The 22287-nt window shown below is 67.5% G+C and carries 22 protein-coding genes and 1 pseudogene; 12 read left to right on the forward strand and 11 right to left on the reverse strand.

Annotation, left to right across the window (positions count from 1 at the left end; all coding sequences use genetic code 11):
• Positions 1-174: 174 nt before the first annotated feature.
• Complete coding sequence (locus tag ACZY0B_RS22095) at positions 175-429, reverse strand: hypothetical protein (RefSeq protein WP_463766365.1); 255 nt, start codon at positions 427-429, stop codon at positions 175-177.
• Between the two features lie 130 nt (positions 430-559).
• Between ACZY0B_RS22095 and ACZY0B_RS22100 the strand changes: the two are divergent.
• Positions 560-2404 (forward strand): annotated as a pseudogene (locus ACZY0B_RS22100) (DEDD exonuclease domain-containing protein); the annotation flags it as partial.
• Here ACZY0B_RS22100 and trpD read toward each other — a convergent pair.
• The gene (gene trpD, locus ACZY0B_RS22105) at positions 2342-3457 is read right to left on the reverse strand and encodes an anthranilate phosphoribosyltransferase (protein WP_463766366.1); all 1116 of its coding nucleotides are present in this window, start codon (positions 3455-3457) and stop codon (positions 2342-2344) included. The pseudogene ACZY0B_RS22100 and the gene trpD overlap by 63 nt on opposite strands.
• Positions 3458-3618: 161 nt before the next feature.
• Here trpD and ctaE point away from each other — a divergent pair, with 161 nt between their 5' ends.
• Genes ctaE through qcrB form a run of 4 tightly spaced genes read left to right on the forward strand, consistent with a single transcriptional unit; the run spans position 3619 to position 7944 of the window.
• Positions 3619-4230, forward strand: coding sequence for an aa3-type cytochrome oxidase subunit III (gene ctaE, locus ACZY0B_RS22110; protein ID WP_108921396.1), 612 nt, complete (start codon positions 3619-3621; stop codon positions 4228-4230).
• A 29-nt stretch (positions 4231-4259) separates the two neighbouring features.
• Positions 4260-5129, forward strand: coding sequence for a cytochrome bc1 complex diheme cytochrome c subunit (gene qcrC / locus ACZY0B_RS22115; protein WP_463766367.1), 870 nt, complete (start codon positions 4260-4262; stop codon positions 5127-5129).
• Complete coding sequence (gene qcrA, locus ACZY0B_RS22120; RefSeq protein WP_463766368.1) at positions 5126-6298, forward strand: cytochrome bc1 complex Rieske iron-sulfur subunit; 1173 nt, start codon at positions 5126-5128, stop codon at positions 6296-6298. Before qcrC ends, qcrA begins: the two co-directional genes overlap by 4 nt.
• Complete coding sequence (qcrB, locus tag ACZY0B_RS22125) at positions 6295-7944, forward strand: cytochrome bc1 complex cytochrome b subunit (RefSeq protein ID WP_463766369.1); 1650 nt, start codon at positions 6295-6297, stop codon at positions 7942-7944. Before qcrA ends, qcrB begins: the two co-directional genes overlap by 4 nt.
• A gap of 47 nt (positions 7945-7991) precedes the next feature.
• Here the strand turns inward: qcrB and ACZY0B_RS22130 are convergent, their stop codons facing one another.
• On the reverse strand, positions 7992-8432 hold the full coding sequence (locus ACZY0B_RS22130; protein WP_463766370.1) for a DUF5994 family protein: 441 nt from the start codon (positions 8430-8432) through the stop codon (positions 7992-7994).
• 254 nt (positions 8433-8686) lie between these two features.
• On the opposite strand from ACZY0B_RS22130, the gene ACZY0B_RS22135 reads away from it, so the two are divergent.
• Positions 8687-8920, forward strand: coding sequence for a hypothetical protein (locus ACZY0B_RS22135; protein ID WP_463766371.1), 234 nt, complete (start codon positions 8687-8689; stop codon positions 8918-8920).
• A 19-nt stretch (positions 8921-8939) separates the two neighbouring features.
• Here the strand turns inward: ACZY0B_RS22135 and ACZY0B_RS22140 are convergent, their stop codons facing one another.
• The 4 genes from ACZY0B_RS22140 to ctaC all read right to left on the reverse strand — a co-directional run bounded on the left by ACZY0B_RS22140 (position 8940) and on the right by ctaC (position 12242).
• A complete protein-coding gene (locus ACZY0B_RS22140; RefSeq protein WP_463766372.1) occupies positions 8940-9572 on the reverse strand; it encodes a DUF2561 family protein in 633 nt (210 codons plus the stop codon).
• Positions 9572-10531 carry an MmpS family transport accessory protein gene (locus ACZY0B_RS22145; protein ID WP_463766373.1) on the reverse strand — a complete coding sequence of 320 codons (960 nt, stop codon included), beginning with the start codon at positions 10529-10531 and terminating at the stop codon, positions 9572-9574. Before ACZY0B_RS22145 ends, ACZY0B_RS22140 begins: the two co-directional genes overlap by 1 nt.
• A 182-nt stretch (positions 10532-10713) precedes the next feature.
• Positions 10714-11133 (reverse strand): cytochrome c oxidase subunit 4, encoded by a 420-nt coding sequence (locus tag ACZY0B_RS22150; RefSeq protein WP_463766374.1) that lies wholly within the window; start codon positions 11131-11133, stop codon positions 10714-10716.
• A gap of 8 nt (positions 11134-11141) precedes the next feature.
• Complete coding sequence (ctaC, locus tag ACZY0B_RS22155) at positions 11142-12242, reverse strand: aa3-type cytochrome oxidase subunit II (protein ID WP_463766375.1); 1101 nt, start codon at positions 12240-12242, stop codon at positions 11142-11144.
• Between the two features lie 156 nt (positions 12243-12398).
• On the opposite strand from ctaC, the gene asnB reads away from it, so the two are divergent.
• The gene (gene asnB / locus ACZY0B_RS22160) at positions 12399-14399 is read left to right on the forward strand and encodes an asparagine synthase (glutamine-hydrolyzing) (RefSeq protein WP_463766376.1); all 2001 of its coding nucleotides are present in this window, start codon (positions 12399-12401) and stop codon (positions 14397-14399) included.
• 113 nt (positions 14400-14512) lie between these two features.
• Here the strand turns inward: asnB and ACZY0B_RS22165 are convergent, their stop codons facing one another.
• Complete coding sequence (locus tag ACZY0B_RS22165; protein ID WP_463766377.1) at positions 14513-15487, reverse strand: carbohydrate kinase family protein; 975 nt, start codon at positions 15485-15487, stop codon at positions 14513-14515.
• 194 nt (positions 15488-15681) lie between these two features.
• Between ACZY0B_RS22165 and ACZY0B_RS22170 the strand changes: the two genes are divergently transcribed.
• The gene (locus ACZY0B_RS22170) at positions 15682-16350 is read left to right on the forward strand and encodes an Rv0361 family membrane protein (RefSeq protein WP_463766378.1); all 669 of its coding nucleotides are present in this window, start codon (positions 15682-15684) and stop codon (positions 16348-16350) included.
• A gap of 23 nt (positions 16351-16373) precedes the next feature.
• Here ACZY0B_RS22170 and ACZY0B_RS22175 read toward each other — a convergent pair whose 3' ends face one another.
• Both ACZY0B_RS22175 and ACZY0B_RS22180 read right to left on the reverse strand, forming a co-directional pair.
• The gene (locus ACZY0B_RS22175; RefSeq protein WP_463766379.1) at positions 16374-16730 is read right to left on the reverse strand and encodes an iron-sulfur cluster assembly accessory protein; all 357 of its coding nucleotides are present in this window, start codon (positions 16728-16730) and stop codon (positions 16374-16376) included.
• A gap of 70 nt (positions 16731-16800) precedes the next feature.
• Complete coding sequence (locus ACZY0B_RS22180) at positions 16801-17877, reverse strand: glycerate kinase family protein (RefSeq protein ID WP_463766399.1); 1077 nt, start codon at positions 17875-17877, stop codon at positions 16801-16803.
• Between the two features lie 240 nt (positions 17878-18117).
• Between ACZY0B_RS22180 and ACZY0B_RS22185 the strand changes: the two genes are divergently transcribed.
• The 4 genes from ACZY0B_RS22185 to ACZY0B_RS22200 are packed head-to-tail and all read left to right on the forward strand — an operon-like array spanning position 18118 to position 21136.
• On the forward strand, positions 18118-18756 hold the full coding sequence (locus tag ACZY0B_RS22185) for a DUF3043 domain-containing protein (protein ID WP_463766400.1): 639 nt from the start codon (positions 18118-18120) through the stop codon (positions 18754-18756).
• A 27-nt stretch (positions 18757-18783) separates the two neighbouring features.
• Positions 18784-19320 carry a bifunctional adenosylcobinamide kinase/adenosylcobinamide-phosphate guanylyltransferase gene (locus ACZY0B_RS22190; protein ID WP_463766380.1) on the forward strand — a complete coding sequence of 179 codons (537 nt, stop codon included), beginning with the start codon at positions 18784-18786 and terminating at the stop codon, positions 19318-19320.
• On the forward strand, positions 19317-20381 hold the full coding sequence (cobT, locus tag ACZY0B_RS22195; RefSeq protein ID WP_463766381.1) for a nicotinate-nucleotide--dimethylbenzimidazole phosphoribosyltransferase: 1065 nt from the start codon (positions 19317-19319) through the stop codon (positions 20379-20381). The genes ACZY0B_RS22190 and cobT overlap by 4 nt, the downstream gene beginning before the upstream one ends.
• Positions 20378-21136 carry an adenosylcobinamide-GDP ribazoletransferase gene (locus ACZY0B_RS22200; protein WP_463766382.1) on the forward strand — a complete coding sequence of 253 codons (759 nt, stop codon included), beginning with the start codon at positions 20378-20380 and terminating at the stop codon, positions 21134-21136. Before cobT ends, ACZY0B_RS22200 begins: the two co-directional genes overlap by 4 nt.
• Positions 21137-21144: 8 nt before the next feature.
• Here the strand turns inward: ACZY0B_RS22200 and ACZY0B_RS22205 are convergent, their stop codons facing one another.
• Positions 21145-22251 carry a branched-chain amino acid aminotransferase gene (locus ACZY0B_RS22205; protein WP_463766383.1) on the reverse strand — a complete coding sequence of 369 codons (1107 nt, stop codon included), beginning with the start codon at positions 22249-22251 and terminating at the stop codon, positions 21145-21147.
• Positions 22252-22287 lie beyond the last annotated feature (36 nt).

Raw genomic sequence — 22287 nt, forward strand, 5'->3', positions numbered from 1 at the left:
CTTAAACTGCCGTCGACGTTCGAGGTCGATCTGGGTTTAGGTCTCAAACAGGTTACGAAACGATATCGGCGTTTGTCCAAACAAGATCGTTAAGAAAATGGCAAGATTTCTGTCATAACTATGTGAAGAAGACGGATAACTCAGGCGGTCCAGGCGTTTTGACACTCGGGGCCATTAGGCGACACTAGACCCTCGATTGCGGTGAATGGGCACCAAACGCAACCGCGGCGCCAATCCGACCTCCGCAAGCACTTCGAGTGCGGCACGTTCGTCCTGCAACAAGGTGTCCGGTACCCCGAGTAGCACGTTGATTACGCAGTCCCGGCATCCCGGGCCGCGCGCCGCGCAATCGTCGCAGTCGATCACCACCGGCGCACCCGGTCCTGACGCCGCGCCGCCTTTGCTGTCGGGCCCGCTGCTGTGGGTCATCGGAATGGGTCCTCTCGTCCGGCTTGGTCGTACTGACCCGAACGCTAACCGCGGGCACCGACATCTTTTGGCGAGCGCGACCGGCGTGGGAACGTCGCCGGTGTCGGTCCCGATGCTTAACGTCACGCCCATGGGTGTGACTGGTGGGACTCAACTGAGTTTCGCCGACCTGGGATCCAGCACGGAATCGAGCTGGACGCCACTCGAAGAAACCCTGTTGCGCGAGATCACCTTCGTCGTGGTGGACCTGGAGACGACCGGCGGACGCGCCCGCGGCAGCGACGGGGCACGTGCCGACGCGATCACCGAGATCGGGGCGGTCAAGGTCCGCGGCGGCGTCGTGGTCGGCGAATTCGGCACCCTGGTGGACCCGCAGCGCAGCATCCCGCCCCAGATCGTTTCGCTGACCGGCATCACCACGGCCATGGTGTGTGACGCCCCGACCATCGACGCGGTGCTGCCGATGTTTCTGGAATTCGCCGGCGACGCGGTGCTCGTCGCCCACAACGCGGGGTTCGACATCGGGTTTCTGCGGGCCGCCGCGCAGCACTGCGAAATTCGTTGGCCCCGGCCACAAGTGCTGTGCACGGTCCGTCTGGCGCGTCGCGTGCTGAGCCGCGAGGAAGCCCCCAGCGTGCGGCTGGCGGCCCTGGCGCGGCTGTTCGCCGTCGCCGCCCAACCCACCCACCGCGCCCTCGACGACGCCCGCGCCACCGTCGAAGTGCTGCATGCGCTTATCGAGCGGGTCGGCAATCAGGGCGTGCACACCTATACCGAACTTCGTTCGTATCTGCCCGACGTGACACCGACCCAGCGGCGCAAGCGCGTGCTCGCTGACGGGCTGCCGCACCGGCCAGGGGTCTACCTGTTCCGCGGGCCCTCGGGCGAGGTGCTCTACGTCGGCACCGCCGTCGACCTGCGCCGCCGGGTGAGCCAGTACTTCACCGGCGCCGACCCCCGCGGCCGGATGAAGGAGATGGTCACGCTGGCCGGCGCGGTCGACCACGTCGAGTGCGCCCACGCGCTGGAGGCCGGGGTGCGCGAGCTGCGGATGCTGGCCGCGCACGCCCCGCCGTACAACCGCCGGTCGAGGTTCCCGCAGCGCTGGTGGTGGGTGGCGCTGAGCGACGAGGCATTCCCCCGGCTGTCGGTGGTGCGGGCCCCGCGACACGACCGTGCCATCGGGCCGTTTCGGTCGCGCACCGACGCCGCCGACACCGCGAGGCTGCTGGCACGTTTCACCGGAATCCGAACGTGCACAACGCGACTCGGCCGTTCGGCCCGGCACGGACCGGCCTGCCCCGAGGTCGAAGTGTCGCCCTGTCCCGCCGCCCGCGACGTGACCGCGGTGCAGTACGCGGCGGCGACACAGCGGGCCGCGGCCCTGATCGACGGCGCGGACGACAGCGCGCTGGACGCGGCCGTTGGTCAGGTCACGGCGCTGGCCGAGCATCGCCACTACGAGAGTGCGGCGCGGCTGCGCGACCGCACCGCCACCGCCGTCGAGATGCTGTGGCGCGGCCAGCGGCTGCGGGCGCTGGCAGCCCTGCCCGAGCTGATCGCCGCCGCTCCTGACGGCGGTGGGGGCTATCACCTCGCCGTCATCCGCTATGGCCAGCTGGCCGCAGCCGGCAACGCCAGGCGTGGGGTGCCGCCGATGCCGGTCATCGACGCGATTCACGCTGGCGCACAAGCTATTCTGACGGCCGATGCCCCGTTGGGCGGTGCGCTGGTCGAAGAGACCGCCCTGATCGCGCGTTGGCTGCTGGCCCCGGGAGTGCGCATCGTGCGGGTCGCCGACGACGTCGGCTGGGCTTCACCGCTGCGATCCGCCGGCGCCTGGGCGGGGTGGGCCACCGCGGCGCGCTCGGCGCGGCTGGCCTGCACACAGGATCCGGCGCACGGCCCCGACTCAGACCTGCTGGCCGAACCGCACCCAACGCGCGAGCAGCTGTTCGGCGGCCCCGGAGTCGATGGCCGCGCCGGCGCGCGCCAGCCCGTCCTCCCACGCCGGCAACCATTCAGCGCGACTGGATAGGCCCGCATGCGCGACGATCGCTCCGGCCGCGTTGAGCACGACGGCGTCGCGGACCGCGCCCTTGGCACCGCCCAGCACGGCTCGCGCCTCCTCGGCGTTGGCCTGCGCGTCACCGCCCACCAGCTCGTCGAGCTCGGCGCGGGCGAACCCGAATCCCGCAGGATCGAAAGTCAGCTTGTCGACCGTGCCCGCCTGCACCCGCCAGATCGTGCTCGTGGTGGTCGTGGTCAATTCGTCCAGGCCGTCGTCGCCGTGCACGACGAGCACGCTGGCCCGCCGCGCGGCGAACACGCCGGCCATCACCTCGGCGAGGTTGGCGAATGCGCAGCCGATCAACCCGGCCCGCGGTCGAGCCGGGTTGGTAAGCGGCCCAAGCAGATTGAAGACCGTCGGTATCCCGATCTCGCGGCGTACCGCGGACGCGTGCCGGTAGGACGGATGGAACACCGGCGCGAAGCAGAACCCGATCCCGACTTCGGCGAGACTGCGCGCGACCTGGTCGGGGCCCAGGTCGATGCGCACCCCGAGGGCTTCGAGCGTGTCGGCGCCGCCGGACAGCGAGGAAGCGGCGCGGTTGCCGTGTTTGACCACGGGCACCCCCGCGGCGGCGACCACGATCGCGGCCATTGTGGACAGGTTGACGGTGTTGACGCCGTCGCCGCCGGTACCGACGATGTCGACGGCGTCGTCGCCGATCGCGTCGCCGGGGATCGGGAGCGCGTGGCTCAGCATCACCTCGGCGAGCTCACTGACCTCGGCCGCGGTGGGCACCTTCATCTTCATCGCGACCGCGAACGCGGCGATCTGGGCCGGGCGCGCGTTGCCGGTCATGATCTGGTCCATCGCCCACGCGGCCTGCCCCCGCGTCAGGTTCTGCCCGTCGGTCAAACGGCCCAACAGCCGCGGCCACGTCGGCGTAGCCCCGCCTTTTGCGCCCGGGGACATCGCGGAAAACGCCCGGGGCGAAGGAGCCTCAGATGACAGAGCCACGCGCCGATGGTCCCACGAGGACCAACCGCGGCCCAACCTTGGATTCCGGGCCTTCGGAAAGGCGTCGGCAAAGCCCGGGGTAAGTCTCCGAAAACGACGCGCGGAGGCGAATTTCCGCCCCGGGTAGTGTTCAACAACTACAAAGCGTCATACTTGCGGATGTGACGAGTGCTGTAGGGACCTCGGGGACTGCGATCACGTCGCGAGTTCATTCGCTGAATCGGCCCAACATGGTCAGTGTCGGCACCATAGTGTGGCTGTCCAGCGAGCTGATGTTCTTTGCTGGCCTGTTCGCGTTCTATTTCACCGCGCGGGCGCAGGCGGGCGGGAACTGGCCGCCGCCGCCCACCGAGCTGAATCTGTACCAAGCCGTGCCGGTGACATTGGTGTTGATCGCGTCGTCGTTCACCTGCCAGATGGGCGTGTTCGCCGCCGAGCGCGGCGACGTCTTCGGCCTGCGCCGCTGGTACGTGATCACCTTCCTGATGGGACTGTTCTTCGTCCTCGGGCAGGCCTACGAGTACTTCCACCTCGCCACCCACGGGACGACCATCCACGGCAGCGCCTACGGCAGCGTGTTCTATCTGGCCACCGGTTTCCACGGCCTACACGTCACCGGCGGACTGATCGCCTTCATATTCCTGCTGGCGCGCACCGGGATGAGCAAGTTCACGCCTGCGCAGGCGACGGCCAGCATCGTCGTCTCCTACTACTGGCATTTCGTCGACATCGTGTGGATCGCGCTGTTCACCGTGATCTATTTCATCCGTTGAGCCGGCGCTAGACGAACAGGAGTGCTCGGTTGAAGAAACTGGGATTCACCCGATCCCGCGGCCGCAGGCCGCAGAGTCAGCCCCGCAAAGAGCAGAGCAGCCGGTCGCGGCGGCGCCTTCGCCGCCGCCTGTCGGGCGGCCTGCTGCTGATGATCGCGCTGACCATCTCCGGCGGCCTGGCCGCCGTGCTGACCCCCACTCCCCAGGTGGCCGTCGCCGACGAGTCGTCCTCGGCGCTGCTGCGCACCGGCAAGCAGCTGTTCGACACCTCCTGCGTGTCCTGCCACGGCGCCAACCTGCAGGGTGTGCCCGACCACGGGCCCAGCCTGATCGGCGTCGGCGAGGCGGCCGTCTACTTCCAGGTGTCAAGCGGCCGGATGCCGGCCATGCGCGGCGAAGCGCAGGCGCCGCGTAAGCAGCCGATCTTCGACGAGGGCCAGATCGACGCGCTGGGCGCATACGTTCAGGCCAATGGAGGTGGCCCCGCCGTCGTGCGCAACCCCGACGGCAGCATCGCGATGCAGTCGCTGCGCGGCAACGACCTCGGCCGCGGCGGCGACCTGTTCCGGCTGAACTGCGCCTCGTGCCACAACTTCACCGGTAAGGGCGGAGCGCTCTCGTCCGGCAAGTTCGCGCCTGACCTGGGCGAGGCCAACGAGCAGCAGATCCTCGCCGCGATGATGACCGGCCCGCAGAACATGCCGAAGTTCTCCGACCGGCAGCTGTCCTTCGAAGCCAAGAAGGACATCATCGGCTACGTCAAGGGCGTCACCGAGGAGCGTTCTCAGGGTGGCTATGGCCTCGGCGGCTTCGGACCCGCGCCCGAGGGTATGGCGGCATGGATCATCGGGATGGTGGCCGCCATTGCGCTGGCACTGTGGATTGGGGCGCGAGCATGAGCGAAGCCGGTAAAGGCCCAGAGCCGGACCAGGCCGCACTGGCCGCGATGTCCAACAAAGAACTGCTCGACCTGGGCGGCAAGATCGACGGCGTCGAGACCGTCTTCAAGGAGCCTCGCTGGCCGATCGAGGGCACCAAGGCCGAGAAGCGCGCCGAACGCGGCGTTGCCCTATGGCTTTTGCTGGGCGGCGGTTTCGGGCTGGCGCTGCTGCTGATTTTCCTGTTCTGGCCGTGGGAGTACAAGTCGAACGAAGAGGCAGGAAACTTCCTCTATTCGCTGACCACCCCGCTGTACGGCCTGACCTTCGGGATGTCCGTCCTGTCGATCGCTATCGGCGCGATCCTGTATCAGAAACGGTTTATCCCGGAAGAGATTTCGATTCAGGACCGCCACGACGGCGCGTCCCGCGACCTCGACCGCAAGACGGTCGTGGCCAACCTGACCGACGCCTACGAGACGTCGACGATCGGACGCCGGAAGCTGATCGGAGCATCGTTCGGTCTGGGTATGGGCGCGTTCGGTCTCGGCACCTTGGTGGCGTTTGCCGGCGGCCTGATCAAGAACCCGTGGAAGCCGGTCGTGCCCACCGCCGACGGCATGAAAGCGGAGCTGTGGACGTCGGGTTGGACCCCGCGCTACCACGGCGAGACGATCTATCTGGCGCGGTCCACCGGGGCAACCAACGGGGCGCCGTTCGTCAAGATGCGCCCCGAGGACATGGACGCCGGCGGCATGGAGACCGTGTTCCCGTGGCGGGAGTCCGACGGCGACGGCACCACTGTGGAGTCGCACGAGAAGCTGGTCACCATCAAGATGGGTGTCCGTAATCCCGTGATGCTCATCCGTATCCGCCCCACCGACATGCCGCGGATGGTCAAACGGCAAGGCCAGGAAAGCTTCAACTTCGGCGAGTTCTTCGCCTACACCAAGGTCTGCTCGCACCTGGGCTGCCCGTCATCGCTGTACGAGCAGCAGTCCTACCGAATCCTGTGCCCCTGCCACCAGTCGCAGTTCGACGCATTGCATTTCGCCAAGCCGATCTTCGGCCCGGCCGCCCGTGCGTTGGCGCAACTGCCGATCACCATTGACTCAAACGGGTATCTGGTTGCCAACGGTGACTTCATCGAGCCCGTCGGTCCTGCGTTCTGGGAGAGGACGACAACATGAGTCCGAAACTGAGTCCCCCGAAGATCGGTGATGTGCTGGCCCATCAGGGCGAGATGGTCGACACGCGCTACCACCCGTCGGCGGCGGTGCGCAGACAGCTCAACAAGGTCTTCCCCACGCACTGGTCGTTCCTGCTCGGTGAGATCGCGATGTACAGCTTCATCGTGCTGCTGCTCACCGGCGTGTGGCTGACGCTGTTCTTCGACCCGTCGATGGTCGACGTCACCTACAACGGCGTCTACCAGCCGCTGCGCGGCGTCGAGATGTCGCGGGCCTACCAATCGGCGCTCGACATCTCCTTCGAGATCCGCGGCGGCCTGTTCGTCCGGCAGGTCCACCACTGGGCGGCGTTGATGTTCTCCGCGTCGATCATGGTGCACCTGGCGCGCATCTTCTTCACCGGCGCGTTCCGGCGCCCGCGCGAGGCGAACTGGGTCATCGGCTCGCTGCTGCTGATCCTGTCCATGTTCGAGGGCTACTTCGGTTACTCGCTGCCCGACGACCTGCTGTCCGGTATCGGTCTGCGGGCCGCGCTGTCGTCGATCACGCTGGGCATGCCGGTGATGGGAACCTGGCTGCACTGGGCGCTATTCGGCGGTGACTTCCCCGGCACCATCCTGATTCCCCGGATGTACGCCCTACACATCCTGCTGATTCCGGGCATCATCCTGGCGCTGATTGGCCTGCACCTGGCCATGGTGTGGTTCCAGAAGCACACCCAGTTCCCCGGCCCGGGACGCACCGAGCACAACGTCGTCGGCGTGCGCGTGATGCCGGTGTTCGCGGTCAAGTCCGGCGCCTTCTTCGCCGCCATCGTTGGCGTGCTCGGCCTGATGGGCGGCCTGCTACAGATCAACCCGATCTGGAACCTGGGCCCCTACAAGCCATCTCAGGTGTCGGCCGGATCGCAGCCCGACTTCTACATGATGTGGACGGAAGGCCTGGCGCGTATCTGGCCGCCGTGGGAGTTCTACTTCTGGCACCACACCATTCCCGCCCCGGTCTGGGTGGCGCTGATCATGGGTGGGATCTTCATCCTGCTGATCATCTACCCGTTCCTGGAGAAGCGGTTCAGCGGCGACTATGCGCACCACAACCTGCTGCAGCGCCCGCGGGATGTCCCGGTCCGCACCTCGATCGGCGCGATGGCGATCGCGTTCTACATGCTGCTGACGCTCGCCGCGATGAACGACATCATCGCCTTCACGTTCCACATCTCGCTGAACGCGACGACGTGGATCGGGCGCATCGGCATGGTCATCCTGCCGCCGTTCGTCTTCTTCATCACCTACCGGTGGTGCATTGGTCTGCAGCGCAGCGACCGCGCGCTGCTCGAGCACGGCGTCGAGACCGGCATCATCAAGCGGTTGCCGCACGGCGCGTACATCGAGCTGCACCAGCCGCTGGGCCCGGTCGACGACCACGGCCACCCGCTACCGCTGGAGTACCAGGGGGCGCCGGTGCCCAACAAGATGAACAAGCTGGGCTCGGCCGGTACGCCGGGTACCGGCAGTTTCCTGTTCGCCGACCCGGTGTCCGAAGACACGGCGCTGCGCGAGGCGGCCCACGCCGCTGAGCAACGCGCGCTGACCGCGCTGCGCGAGCGCCAAGACAGCACCAACGGATCCACGAACGGCGAGCACTAGCTCTCGGACCGCCTAGCCGGCGGCCCGAGCCGTCGGCGTGGCCAGGGTTAGACGGCCGCGCGTTGCTGTTCGGCGGCCCGCAGGATCGAGCCCGCGGTCACAAAAGCGGGCTTCTCGCGGTCGGCGTCACCAACAGGCAGGTTGGCGGCGCACCGCAGCACCATCAGGGCGAGCGCGCTGTACGTCGCGTACGGGATGATGAGCAGGTTGATCTGACTGTCTCCGCCGCTGATGGTCATCACGTGCTGGCGTTTGTGTTCCCACCCCGGCCAGTTGAAGTCGGGTGGTCGTTGTAGCGGTTCCCAATTCACGTTGATGGACGTGATGTTCCCCAGCATGGGAGTCAGGATTGCGACCAGATCAGGCAATTCCTTGGTCATGCGGTCTACGCGTGGCCACCACGCGCCGTCGATGACGCGGCCAAGCTCACGAGCAACCGATAGCCGGATGGGATTGGTTCGGCCTCGACCGCCCAACGGACGGGTCATCGCAGATGTCGCTGGCGCGCGATGGGCAGGGCTGCACAGTTCACGGGCTTCCCTTCGCCGTCGGCACCGCCCTCACGGCTGCAGGGCGGCGGAGTAGATGTCATCTGCTGCGTGCACGACCGCTGACAACGAAAGCAACTCACGCTTGACGCTACGCCATGGGTCGGTGATTACCGACCTGACCTATCGATGACCGACACGGATCGCAGCAATTGCACGTAGTGTAGAGACAACAGAAGCGAGGGTGATTTTTTATGGCGATACAAAACTGGGGCGACGCACCCGAGATTCCCCCCTCGCAGATTCGGGTCGGTGACGTCATCGGCACGATGCTCCCCACCGGTCGGCGTTACACCGTCAAGATGATCGGCACACCCCAGAAAAGTCCAGGGCAGTGGACATTCTTCTGCCGTGACGACGGGGGCCTGCAGCACACCAGCACGTTCCAAGAGGACGAGTTGGTCCGCAGGTACGCCAAAGCATCTTGATACTGCCGAGCGCGATCGACTAGTTCGCGGCGACCTCGCGGTGTAGCTGCCGAACGAAAAACCACTCGAGGCCCGGCATCGCCGCGGTGAAGACCCCGGCCAGCCCGTAACCGACCCACGACGGACCGTCGTGCCCGACGGCCATCGAATAGGTCGCCGCGGCAACGGCAATCAGCGCGATGCCCATCGCGCCGGTCAAGACGACGGTGCCGCGCAACCAGATTCGGTCCACGGCCTCGCCGGACCAGTCCCCTGCCGAGCCGGCCGCCTGGCCTCGCTGCGGGCGCACCCGGTCGACGACGGTGCGCGTTGCGGGCCGTCTGGTCTGCGGGCGTCCCTGCAGAGCCGTCGACCGAACCACCGGCGGCTCGGCCTTGGTCATTCGGCGTGCCCGCAGCAGCACCGGGACGGCCCCGGCGATGATCAACGCGGACACGATGATGACCGCGTACAACACCCACGGCGTGCTGTGCGTATTCCGGGCCGCGCTGTGGAAGCCCCGGCCCAGATCGGCCAGCGCGACGGCAGCAGCCACGCTGACGCCCAGCAACAGCAGCCAGATCGCGGCGCACACGCCCAGCAGGAGCCGATCGATGACGTCCGGCGGCACGGTATCGGACCCGCGCCGGTACGCGGAGTATCTGCTGACCATCAGCAGCTCGTCTGCGGTTGATCGGCGTTGTTCGACGACAGCACCGTTCCATCGCTGGTGGTGATCGAGCAATTGAGCCTGCTGACCCGGAAAAGGCTGGACGCCTGGACGGAGCCGACGTCGGACTGCGAGATCGGTGTGACCGTCATCGACCACGGGATGTACACGTTGTGCTGCGTACGCGACCGGCCGGAGGCGTCGACGTAGGTCACCGAGATGATGTCGCCCGGCGCTTTGGTCCCGGTCACCGAATAGGTGACCTGCCGTGGGCCGGCCGGGGTCGTCGTCGGCGGCGGCGCGGGCGGGGCCGCGGTCGCCGACGTGGTGGCCGGCGGTGGCGCGGGCGGCGGCGCGGGTGGCGCCGGTGGAGGCGGGGGCGGCGGCGTCACCGTCACAGTCTGAGTCTCCGTAGCTGTCGGGGGCGGCGGTGGCGGCGGTTCGGTCGTGGGCGGCGGCTTGGTCGTGGTGATTTCGTCCTGCACCGGCGGCGTGGACGACGTGCTGGTGCCCGGGTTGGCGAGTTTGTTGGTGTCGGTGCGCGCGAACAGCAGTGACACCGAAACCACGAGCGCGATCGCGGCCACGATGGCCGCGACGCCGACCACCCACGGCCAGCGTGGGGTGCCGTCGTCATCGTCGTCGTCCTCGGGTGTCTCGTAGTTCTCGTAGTCGTAGAGCCCCAGATCGGCCGGCACATACGGGCCGCTGAGGAAATGCTCGGACTCGGGTGCGGAGTAGGCGCGCGAATAAGCGTCCGTCTCGCCGGTGTGGTCGGCCGCCGCTATTGCGCCGCTGTCGTCGAAGGGTTCGAGTTCGTGATGGGAATGTGATTCGCCGTCGTGCTCGTCGACCGTTTCCAATTCATCGCCGGGCTCGCTGCTCGAATTCGGTTCGTGGCCGAGCTCACTGGCGGAATCGGATTCGTCAGGATCGGATCCCGGGGGTTTCGGCCCGCTCATGTCTGCCTGCCCTGTCCAACTGCCTCACCTACGCACGGGGCTTCAGGGGTACCTCGTGTCGCTCGTGCTGGGGAGATTCTCATGTGCCTGCGCAAACCCTACCGAACCGAGTAGCGCAAAGAAGTCTTGGCAAACGGGCGACGGCTCAACTGATGCCCGGATTGTTACCTTTGAGACGCAAATCAGTGCTTCTCCGGGCCCACGTAGTACTCAAAGACCAATCCGGCGGCCGAAGCAAGGATGAACACGACGCCGGCGAAGATCAACCATGGCAGCCACAGCGCGATACCGACCGCGGCCACCGAACCCGACAACGCGACCAGCAGCGGCCACCAGCTGTGCGGGGCGAAGAATCCCAATTCGCCTGCACCGTCGCTGATTTCAGCGCCCTCGTAGTCCTCGGGCCGAGTATCGAGGCGACGCGCCACGAACCGGAAGAAGGTGGCCGTGATCAACGCCAAACCGCCGGTCAGCGCCAACGCCGTGGTGCCCGCCCACTCTTCACCACCGGTAGCGAACAACGCCGTCAGCACCCCGTAGAGCACCGCGGTGACGACGAAGAACGCTGCGATGAATTCGAACAGCCTCGCTTCGATATGCATTGCGTGTCCTAACCTACCGGTTGCGCCAGCTGGCCGCGGCGGGTGTCGAACGGATGGGTGGTCACCGCCACCGGGGACTGGGCGATCGCCTGCAACGCTTGGGCGTTCGTCTTTCCGTCAATCCGTTGCTGCAAGTAGGCCTTGAAGTCGTTGGGCTCAACCACGCGAACCTCGAAGTTCATCATCGAGTGATACGTGCCGCACATCTCCGCGCAGTGGCCGACAAATGCCCCGGTCTTGGTGATCTCTGACACCTGGAACACATTGACCGAGTTGTTTTGCTTCGGCCAAGCCATCACGTCGCGCTTGAAGAGGAATTCCGGCACCCAGAAAGCGTGGATGACATCGGCGGAATTCAGTTGGAATTCGATGCGCTTACCGGCGGGCAGCACCAGCACCGGAATTTCCTCGGGGGTTCCCAGGGTTTCGACCTTGTCGAAGTTCAGGTAAGTCCGGTCCTCGGTGTTGATCCCGCGCACCGGCCCGACGCGCTCCTCGCCGCGCGCGTCTTTGCCCTCCGGCTTGGAGACCATCGCCTTCTTGCGGGCCTCGTCGGCACCGTCGTAGGTCAGCGTGCCGTCCTTGAAGTTGACGTGCTGATAGCCGAACTTCCAGTTCCACTGGAAGGCCGTGACGTCGATCACAACCTCGGGGTTCTTGTCCAGGTGCAGCATCTTCTCCTGCACCACGACGGTGAAGTAGAACAGCACCGAGATGATCAGGAACGGCGTCACGGTGAGCACCAGCTCCAGCGGCATGTTGTAGCCGAACTGCCGGGGCAGTTCGGTGTCGGTTGCCTTCTTCCGGTGGAAAGCCGCCGACCAGAAGATCAGGCCCCACACGATGACCCCGACGACCAGCGATGCGATCACCGCGCCGATCCACAGCTCCCGGTTGACGTGGGCCTGCGGCGTGATGCCCTCGGGCCAGCCCATGCCAAGTACCGTTTGCCAGCTGCATCCGCTCAGGGTGACCGCCAATACGGCCAGCGTCCCGGCCAGCGCCAGCGGTCGAAGACGACGCGAAAGGCCCCGCGGTGCATCTGACGAACGGCGCTGAAATATGCCCTGCGACAAACGCTGCGAACGGAACTGCCCGCCGGGTGTCACGTTGGCGCCTCCCTGCTCGAACGTCGAATACTACGCAGCGTAGACCACGCCGCTCAGCCCGGCGACCAAACCCCGACCGGCCCGGCGGCCGCGTCGTCACGACCGGCCCGGTGCGGTCCGCCCAAGCATCGCCGAAGTGCGGCATACTGGGGCGCCGTGTGTGGACTGCTGGCCTTTGTCGCCGACCCGGCCGGCCTGGACGACCGGGCGGCCGGCCCCGGCTCAGCCGGGGACGATCACGCCGCCGCCGCGGCACATGCCGCCCGAGCCGACAGCGCCATCGCCCGCGCGTCGCATCAGATGCGCCACCGCGGGCCCGACGAGCCGGGCACCTGGACCGATCCGGGCGACGACGGGTCGGTCGTGTTCGGTTTCAACCGGTTGTCCATCATCGACCTCGCGCACTCGCATCAGCCGCTGCGCTGGGGGCCGCCCGAGGCGCCGGACCGCTACGTGCTGGTCTTCAACGGCGAGATCTACAACTACCTCGAGCTGCGCGGCGAGCTGACTGCCCAGCACGGCGCCGCCTTCGCCACCGACGGTGACGGCGAGGCCATCGTCGCCGGTTACCACCACTGGGGCACTGCGGTGTTGACGCGGCTGCGCGGCATGTTCGCCTTCGCGCTGTGGGATACCGTCAACCGCGAATTGTTCTGCGCCCGTGACCCTTTCGGCATCAAGCCGCTGTTCATGGCGACCGGCACCGGCGGCACCGCGGTGGCTAGCGAGAAGAAGTGCCTGCTGGACCTGGTCGACCTGGTGGGGTTCGACACCACGATCGACGAGCGCGCAGTGCAGCATTACACCGTCCTGCAGTACGTGCCGGAACCCGAGACGCTGCACCGCGGGGTACGCCGACTGGAATCGGGCTGCTACGCGCGGATCCGGCCCGGAGTGGCGCCGCAGATCACCCGGTATTTCGTGCCGCGGTTCGCCGCCGTGCCGATCACCCGCGACACCGAGCAGGCCCGCTATGACGAGATCACCGCGGTGCTCGAGGACTCGGTGGCCAAGCACATGCGTGCCGACGTCACCGTCGGGTCGTTCCTGTCCGGCGGCATCGACTCCACCGCGATCGCGGCGCTGGCCATCCGGCACAACCCGCGGCTGATCACCTTCACCACCGGTTTCGAGCGTGAGGGATTCTCCGAGATCGACGTCGCGGTGGCCTCGGCCGAGGCGATCGGCGCGCGCCACATCGCCAAGGTGGTAAGCGCGGGCGAATTCGTCGCCGCCCTGCCTGAGATCGTCTGGTACCTCGACGAGCCAGTCGCCGACCCGGCACTGGTCCCGCTGTTCTTCGTCGCCCGCGAGGCCCGCAAGCACGTCAAGGTGGTGCTCTCCGGCGAGGGCGCCGACGAGCTGTTCGGCGGATACACGATCTATCGAGAACCGTTGTCGCTGAAGCCCTTTGACTACCTGCCGGGGCCGCTGCGGCGTTCGGTGGGAAAGATGAGCAAACCGCTGCCCGCCGGCATGCGGGGCAAGAGCTTGCTGCATCGCGGTTCGCTGACGCTCGAGGAGCGCTACTACGGCAACGCCCGCAGCTTCTCGGATGTGCAGCTGCGCGACGTACTGCCCGGGTTCCGCGACGAGTGGACGCACACCGACGTGACGGCCTCGGTGTATGCCGGATCGGCGGGCTGGGACCCGGTGGCCCGCATGCAGCATGTCGACCTGTTCACCTGGCTGCGCGGCGACATTCTGGTCAAGGCCGACAAGATGACGATGGCGAACTCGCTGGAGCTTCGGGTGCCGTTCCTGGATCCGGAGGTGTTCGCCGTCGCGTCCCGGTTACCCGTCGAGGCGAAGATCACCCGGACGACCACCAAGTACGCGCTGCGGCGCGCGCTGGAACCCATCGTCCCGGCGCATGTGCTGCACCGGCCCAAACTCGGCTTCCCGGTGCCCATCCGGCATTGGTTGCGCGCGGGCGAGCTACTGGAGTGGGCCTACGCGACGGTGGACGCCTCGCAGGCCGGTCACCTGGTCGACCTCGCGGCGGTGCGCCGGATGCTCGACGAACACCGAAACGGCACCAGCGATCACAGCCGTCGGCTGTGGACGGTGCTGATCTTCATGCTCTGGCACGCGATCTTCGTCGAGCACAGCGTGGTGCCCCAGATCGGCGAGCCGGTGTATCCGGTGCAGCTCTAGCGCAAAACCAGGGCTTCGAGTGTGAACCCCGGGCGCAGGATTGCGGGGATTCCCGCCCTCACTTCACACTCGAGGCCGTGGGCTCACACTCGACGCCGCCAAGCGTGAAGCAGTCAGGCGAGCACCGCGGCGATCTCGGCGGCGGCCTCGTCGCCGTAGGCATCGGCCAGGCGCGTCTTGGCGACGTCGTGGTCCCACTTCCACTCCTGCGTGCCGGTCGACTCCAGCACCAGCACCGCCACCAGCGAACCCAGCTGCGCCGCCCGCTCCAGGCTCAGCCCGGCGCTGCGCCCGGTGAGGAAACCGGCGCGGAACGCGTCGCCGACGCCGGTCGGATCGGTGAGGCTGGTCTCTGGCACCACGCCGACGTGCGTGGTGGTGCCGTCGTGTTCGACGATGTCGACGCCCTTGGCGCCGAGCGTGGTCACCCGCAGGCCGACCTTCTGCAGCACGTCGGCCTCTGACCAGCCGGTCTTGTTGAGCAGCAGCTCCCACTCGTAATCGTTGGTGAACAGGTAGGCCGCGCCGTCGATCAGCTTGTCGATCTCTTCCCCGGACAGGCGGGGCAGCTGCTGGGACGGGTCGGCGGCGAAGTCCAGTCCGAGCTTCCGGCACTCCTCGGTGTGCACCACCATGGCGTCGGGGTCGTTGGCCCCGATGATCACCAGATCCGGCTTGCCCGCGGACGAGACCACGTCGGCGAGCTTGATGTTGCGGGCCTCCGACATCGCGCCGGGGTAGAACGACGCGATCTGGGCCATGTCCTCGTCGGTGGTGCAGGTGAACCGGGCCGTGTGCGCGGTCTTGGAGATCAGCACGTTCTCGCAGTTGACCCCGTGGCGTTCCAGCCATTCGCGGTATTCGCCGAAGTCGTCGCCGGCCGCGCCGACCAGCGCGACGTCACCGCCCAGCACGCCGATGGCGAAGGCGATGTTGCCCGCGACGCCACCGCGATGAATCACCAGGTCGTCGACCAGGAAGCTGAGCGAAACCTTCTGCAGATGGTCGGCCAGCAGATGCTCGGAAAACCGGCCAGGAAAACGCATCAGGTTGTCGGTCGCAATCGAACCAGTCACCACGATCGTCACGAAATGTCCACCCTTCATCGGTAAGCCCGTCCAGCCTACCCACGCGTTTCGACCGTGCGGCCGACACCGCCGGCGTCCGCGGCCGCCGAAAGGGTGTGCGCTAGCCTGCCTAGGGAACTCACTCAAGTCGCCGGGACCGAATACGCGGGCGGTACCCGCTCGTGGTCGGTGTCTACCACCGTAGGAGAACCACTATGGGCGGTCCGCACACGCCGAACCACACTGTCGGCGGCGACGGACCCGTGCCCTATACCGAACCGGTGGACTTCCCGCACGACCCCCCGGCCGGCGACACGGCCTTCGCGCCCAGGTCAGCGCACGAACCCCCGCCGGGCGCATACCCCGGGCCGACGGCGCCGCCGGGCTATCCGAAGCGGAGGTCACCGCGGCGGGTGATCATCGGGGTTCTGTTGGCGATCGGATTGGTGGCCGCGATCACGGCGGCGATTGTCTATGGCGTTCGCACCAACGGGGCTAATACCGGAGCCGCGTTCTCCGAGGCATCGGCGAAAACGGCGATTCAGGGGTATTTGGACGCGCTCGAGAATCGCAACACCGACGAGATCTCCCGCAACGCGCTCTGCGGCCTCTACGACGGCGTGCGTGACAAGCGGTCGGACCTGGCGCTGGCCAAGTTGAGCAGCGACGCGTTCCGTAAGCAGTTCTCGCAGGTCCAGCTCACTTCGATCGACAAGATCGTGTACTTGTCGCCTTACCAGGCTCAGGCGCTGTTCACGATGCAGGTGTCGCCGGCCACCGGCGGCGCGCTGCGCGGGCAGGTCCAGGGCGTCGCGCAGCTGCTGTTCCAGCGCGGCGACATCTTGGTGTGCTCGTACGTGCTGCGTACCGGGGGCTCGTACTAGCCCCGGGTGCTACCCGCTGAGGGTCAGTTGAAGGAATCCCCGCAAGCGCAAGAACCGGTGGCGTTGGGGTTGTCGATCGTGAAGCCCTGCTTCTCGATGGTGTCCACGAAGTCGATCGACGCGCCTTCGATGTAGGGCGCGCTCATCCTGTCCACCGTCAGCTTCACGCCGCCGAAGTCGGCGACCAGGTCACCGTCCAACGTCCGGTCGTCGAAGAACAGGTTGTACCGGAGCCCCGCGCACCCGCCGGGCTGGACCGCGATACGCAGCGCCAGGTCGTCGCGGCCCTCCTGGTCGAGCAGGGACTTCGCCTTGATCGCGGCGGCCTCGGTGAGGATGGCGCCGTGGGTCTTGGCGGTCGACTCGTTTTGCACCGTCATTACGTCTCCTACATGCCTGTTGTTGGGTAGGTGCCCGGGCACCCGAACCACTCGGGTCGGACCCAATGCCTCAACGGTACCTCGCAGGACCGCTATTCCCGAGTCTCGCCGCCACCTGTGACGCTAATCCCATCAGCTGATTTGCCGCGTCGGCCAGCGCCAATCCCACCGAGCCGGCGTATTCGGCCATGGACAGAGCGGACATGATGCCCGCCGTTCGCACCGCGGTTTTCTCCAGGCCGACCTGCCCGGCCAGCACAATCACCGGAATTCCCAGCGGACCGGCCGCCGCGGCGAGCGAACCGACCACCTTCCCGTGCAGGGACTGCTCGTCGAACGTGCCTTCGCCGGTGACGATCATGTCTGCCGTCTCGAGGTCGTCGTCCAAATGGGTGTGCTCGGCGATGATCGCCGCGCCTGACTCGCAGCGGCCGCCCAGCGCCAGCAGCCCCGCGCCGATCCCACCGGCGGCGGCGGCCCCGGGCTCGGAGCTCACGTCGCGGCCTGCCACCGCTTCAAGTTGCAACGCCCACGCCTCGAGGCGGACTTCAAGCGCCGCGACGGTGGCCGTGTCCGCGCCCTTCTGCGGCCCGAACACCCTGGCCGCACCCCAAGGGCCCACCAGGGGATATTCGGTGTCAGAGGCGGCGATGAGCTCGATATTGGCCAGTTGCCGCCGAGCGACTTCCAGGCCGCCGAGCTCCGCGATCATGCCCTGCCCGCCGTCGGTGCACGCGCTGCCGCCCAGGCCCACCACGATCCGCTTCGACCCGGCCCGCAGCGCTTCCGCGATGAGCTGTCCGACTCCCCTGCTGTGCGCCGTCAGCGAGGTCTCCGGGTCGGCGGGACGGCCAAGCCGTCCCAGGCCGCAGGCCTGCGCGCATTCCAGGTAGGCGGTCGCCGAGTCCGGATCCCACACCCACTGGGCGTCCACCGTCTCGTCCAGCGGCCCGATCACCTCGATGTGCCGCTTCTCCCCTACCCGGTTCGCCAGCACGTCGATAAAACCCGGGCCGCCGTCGGATTGCGGGGCCACGATGAACTGGTCGCCCGGACGTGAGCGGCCCCAGCCGGTCGCGATGGCGGCGGCAGCTTCTACCGCCGAAAGACTGTCGCCGTAGCAGTCCGGGGCCACCAGCACCCGCATAGCCGGCAACTGCAAACGACCCGGAGAAACAGTGGCCACATCGTCCGAGGCCATCGAGCCGTCGTCCATCACCCGTAGCCGTTCATCACCGTTAAGGGTAGGTCCAAGTATCGCGCGGGCGCAGAGCTATCGCGATGCCTGACGGGGTCGTTCACCGAACTGGCCGGGTCGCGAAGTAACCTGGCGGTTGTGAAGTTGTTGGGCCGTAAGAAAACCCAAGCGGAGTTCCTGGAAGGGGACCTGGTGGCACCGGCTGCGTCCGATGCCGCCTCGGATGCAGAGACTCGCGCGACCCGAAGGACCGACCCCAAGGGCCGGCCCACACCCAAGCGCGAACAAGCCCGACGCAACGCGAAGAAGAAGGGCCCCGTCGCCCCGGCACCCATGACCGCCGCCGAGGCGCGGGCACGCCGCAAAACCCTGGCCGGCCCCAAACTCAGCCGCGAGGAGCGTAAGGCCGAACGCACCGCCGGCCGGGCCCGGATGACGGATCGCCGGGAACACATGATGGCCGGCGACGAGGCATACCTGCTGCCCCGCGACCAGGGGCCGATACGCCGCTACGTGCGCGACGTCGTCGATTCCCGACGCAACGTGCTCGGCATGTTCATGCCCTCGACGCTGGCCCTGATGTTCGTCATGTTCGCGGTTCCGCAGCTGCAGCTCTACATTTCTCCCGCGATGCTGGTGATCACCGCGATCATGGGCGTCGACGGTGTGATCCTGGGCCGCAAGGTCAGCAGGCTGGTCGACGCGAAATTCCCGAGTAACACCGAAAGCCGTTGGAAGCTAGGCCTTTACGCCGCTGGACGGGCTTCCCAGATCCGCCGGATGCGGGCACCCCGGCCCCAAATCGAGCGCGGTGCCAGTGTCGACTAGCCGTCGCCGGAAAGCCTTCTGACCCCAGTGCGCACCCTGGTGCTCGGCGGGATCAGGTCGGGCAAATCCCGGTGGGCCGAGGAAGCCATCGCCACGTCACTTCCACCCGGCCAGCCGGTCCGGTACCTGGCTCCCGGTCTCAGCGACCAGGCGGACGCGGACTGGGCACGGCGCATCGCCAAACATCGCGACCGTCGGCCCGCACACTGGTCGACGGTCGAAACCCAGGACATCACAACCGAATTGCGGCAATCGCCGGATACCCCGACCCTCGTCGACGACCTCGGCGCGTGGCTGACCGGCACTCTGGATCGCCACCAGGCCTGGGAGAACGGATCGGTGGCCGCTCCGGTCGAAGAGATGATCGGGGCGGTCGGCGCATTTGAATCCACGCTGGTGCTGGTCAGCCCCGAGGTCGGATTGACCGTGGTGCCCGCCACCGCATCCGGCCGCCGCTTTGCCGACGAGCTCGGCTCGCTCAACCAGCGAGTCGCGACACTTTGCGAGCGGGTGGTGTTGGTGGTGGCCGGTCAGCCGGTGTCGATCAAATCGTCCGGGACATGACGGAATTTCCGCCGATCTCGCCGCCTGACGCGGCCGCCGCCGCGGCCGCGGCCGCACGGCAGGACACCCTGACCAAGCCACGCGGGGCGCTGGGCCGTCTCGAGGCGCTGTCCATCTGGATAGCGTCCTGCCAGGGCCATTGCCCGCCACGGCAGTTCGAGCGCGCCCGGGTGGTGGTGTTCGCCGGCGACCACGGTGTGGCCCGCTCCGGGGTGTCGGCGTACCCGCCGGAAGTGACGGCGCAGATGGTCGCCAACATCGACGCCGGCGGGGCAGCGATCAACACACTGGCCGCGATTGCGGACGCGACGGTGCGGATCGCCGATTTGGCGGTGGACGCCGAGCCGCTGTCCGAGCAGATCGGCGCCCACAAGGTGCGGCGCGCCAGCGGCGACATCGCCGTACAGGACGCGCTAACCGACGAGGAGACCGCCACCGCGATCGCGGCGGGTCAACGCATCGCCGACGAAGAGGTCGACGCGGGCGCCGACTTGCTCATCGCCGGCGATATGGGCATCGGAAACACTACGGCGGCTGCGGTTTTGGTGGCGGCGTTGACCAACGCCGAGCCGGTCGCGGTGGTCGGCTTCGGGTCCGGAATCGACGACGCCGGCTGGGCACGCAAGACGGCCGCGGTCCGCGACGCCCTATTCCGGACACGGCCGGTGTTGCCCGACCCGGTGGCATTGCTGCGCTGTTGCGGCGGCGCGGATCTGGCCGCGATGGCCGGCTTTTGCGCACAAGCCGCGGTGCGGCGCACCCCGCTGCTACTCGACGGCATGGCCGTGACGGCGGCCGCCCTGGTCGCCGAACGCCTGGCACCGGGCGCGCGGCAATGGTGGCAAGCGGGTCATCGCTCCACCGAACCCGGCCACACGCTGGCCCTGACCGCTCTCGACCTGGACCCGATTCTGGACCTGCGCATGCGGCTGGGCGAGGGCAGCGGCGCGACGCTCGCGCTGCCGGTGCTGCGCGCCGCGGTGGCCACGCTGTCGTCGATGGCGACGTTCACCGAGGCCGGCGTATCCGACCGGCCTGACGAAGCTCAGCCTTCCCCGTGATCCGTTCGCTGGCAACGGCTTTCGCATTTGGAACGGTGTTGCCGATGCCGGCTTCCGGCGACGCCGCGATGGGCCGCGGCACCATGACCGCGCTGCCGATAGTCGGCGCGGCCTTGGGAACGCTGGCCGCGGGCATCACCTGGGGCGGCGCGCTGGCCTTCGGCGCGTACAGCCCGCTGCCGGGATTGCTTGCGGTGGCAGCACTTCTGCTCGCCACCCGCGGACTGCACATCGACGGCGTCGCCGATACGGCCGACGGGCTGGGCTGCTACGGCCCGCCGCCGCGCGCCCTGGCGGTGATGCGCGACGGGACGACCGGGCCGTTTGGTGTCGCGGCCGTCGTGCTGGTGATCCTGTTGCAGGGATTGGCGTTTGCCGCACTCGGTGCGACCTGGCACCACGGGCTTGCCGCGATCATCGTGGCGGTCGCCGCCGGGCGGGTGACCGCCGTGCTGGCCTGCCGCCGTTCGGTGCCGGCGGCCGACGGTAGCGCACTGGGAGTCCAAGTCGCCGGCACGCAGCCCGTCCCGGTGGTGGCGGGCTGGGTCGTGGTGCTGCTTGCGGTTTCGCTGCTGGCCGGCCCGCGACCGTGGCAGGGTCCGGCCGCGGTGACGCTGGCCCTGTGCTGCGGCGCAGTGCTGGTGGCGCACTGCGTGCGCCGCTTCGGCGGCATCAGCGGCGACGTGCTGGGCGCCGCAATCGAACTCACCACGACCGTCAGCGCCGTGGCGCTCGCGGCGCTGGTTCGCTTCTAACGTGGGCCTTAGCCCAGCCGGGACATCCAGCCGTGGGTGTCGGCGAAGGTGCCGCGCTGAATGCCGGTCAGCGTGTCGCGCAACGCCATCGTCACTTCGCCCGGCTGGCCGTCGGCGATGGTGAACTCGCTGTCGGCGTACTTCACCCGCGCGACCGGCGTGATCACGGCGGCGGTGCCACACGCGAATACCTCGGTGATCTCCCCCGCGGCGGCCTTCTTCTGCCACTCGTCGATATCGATCTTGCGCTCTTCGACGGTGAATCCGGCATCAAGTGCCAACTGCAGCAACGAATCCCGTGTGATGCCGGGCAGCAGCGACCCGGACAGCTCCGGGGTGACCAGCCGCGAGGTACCGCCGCTGCCGAGCACGAAGAACAGGTTCATGCCGCCCATCTCTTCGACGAAGCGACGCTCGACGGCATCAAGCCAAACCACTTGGTCGCAACCGTTTTCCGCGGCTTCGGCCTGAGCAAGTAGTGACGCGGCGTAGTTGCCGCCGAACTTGGCCGCGCCGGTACCGCCGGGGCAGGCTCGCACGTAATCCGTTGACACGTAGACGTCAACGGGGTTGACGCCGTTTTTGAAGTACGCGCCGGCCGGTGAACCGATCAGCAGGTACCGGTAGTGCTTGGCCGGCCGTACCCCCAGTCCCGGCTCCGTCGCGAAGATGAACGGCCGCAGATACAACGCCTCTTCGCCGCCCGCCCGGGGCACCCATGCGTTGTCGACAGCGATGAGCTGGCGCAGGGATTCGAGGAAGAGCTCGTCGGGCAGCTCGGGGATCGCGATCCGCCGGGCCGACGAACGCATCCGGGTGGCGTTGGCGTCCGGGCGAAATGACACGACCGAGCCGTCGGCCCAGCGGTATGCCTTGAGCCCCTCGAACACTTCTTGCGCGTAGTGCAGCACGATCGCCGAGGGGTCCAGCTGGATCGGGCCGTACGGAATGACCTGCGCGTTGTGCCAGCCCTGGCCTTCGTCGTAGTCGACGGAGACCATGTGGTCGGTGAAGAATTTGCCAAAGCCGGGGTCGGCCAGGATGGAGTCACGCTCTACGCCACTAGCGGGATTAGACGCGCGTTGAACGGTGAACTCGAGAAGGCCGCTCGTCATGCGCCGATTGTATATGCGCGTGCCAACGGGTTTTTC

The sequence above is a fragment of the Mycobacterium sp. IDUB_19 genome (assembly GCF_055419445.1).

Bases quoted from the DNA above. Each gene is read 5' to 3' on its own strand.
- ACZY0B_RS22095 (WP_463766365.1), bottom strand. From the start codon at position 429: ATGACCCACAGCAGCGGGCCCGACAGCAAAGGCGGCGCGGCGTCAGGA.
- qcrA (WP_463766368.1), top strand. From the start codon at position 5,126: ATGAGCGAAGCCGGTAAAGGCCCAGAGCCGGACCAGGCCGCACTGGCC.
- qcrB (WP_463766369.1), top strand. From the start codon at position 6,295: ATGAGTCCGAAACTGAGTCCCCCGAAGATCGGTGATGTGCTGGCCCAT.
- ACZY0B_RS22130 (WP_463766370.1), bottom strand. From the start codon at position 8,432: ATGACCCGTCCGTTGGGCGGTCGAGGCCGAACCAATCCCATCCGGCTA.
- ACZY0B_RS22135 (WP_463766371.1), top strand. From the start codon at position 8,687: ATGGCGATACAAAACTGGGGCGACGCACCCGAGATTCCCCCCTCGCAG.
- ACZY0B_RS22140 (WP_463766372.1), bottom strand. From the start codon at position 9,572: ATGGTCAGCAGATACTCCGCGTACCGGCGCGGGTCCGATACCGTGCCG.
- ACZY0B_RS22145 (WP_463766373.1), bottom strand. From the start codon at position 10,531: ATGAGCGGGCCGAAACCCCCGGGATCCGATCCTGACGAATCCGATTCC.
- ACZY0B_RS22150 (WP_463766374.1), bottom strand. From the start codon at position 11,133: ATGCATATCGAAGCGAGGCTGTTCGAATTCATCGCAGCGTTCTTCGTC.
- ACZY0B_RS22170 (WP_463766378.1), top strand. From the start codon at position 15,682: ATGGGCGGTCCGCACACGCCGAACCACACTGTCGGCGGCGACGGACCC.
- ACZY0B_RS22175 (WP_463766379.1), bottom strand. From the start codon at position 16,730: ATGACGGTGCAAAACGAGTCGACCGCCAAGACCCACGGCGCCATCCTC.
- ACZY0B_RS22180 (WP_463766399.1), bottom strand. From the start codon at position 17,877: ATGCGGGTGCTGGTGGCCCCGGACTGCTACGGCGACAGTCTTTCGGCG.
- cobT (WP_463766381.1), top strand. From the start codon at position 19,317: ATGACGGAATTTCCGCCGATCTCGCCGCCTGACGCGGCCGCCGCCGCG.
- ACZY0B_RS22205 (WP_463766383.1), bottom strand. From the start codon at position 22,251: ATGACGAGCGGCCTTCTCGAGTTCACCGTTCAACGCGCGTCTAATCCC.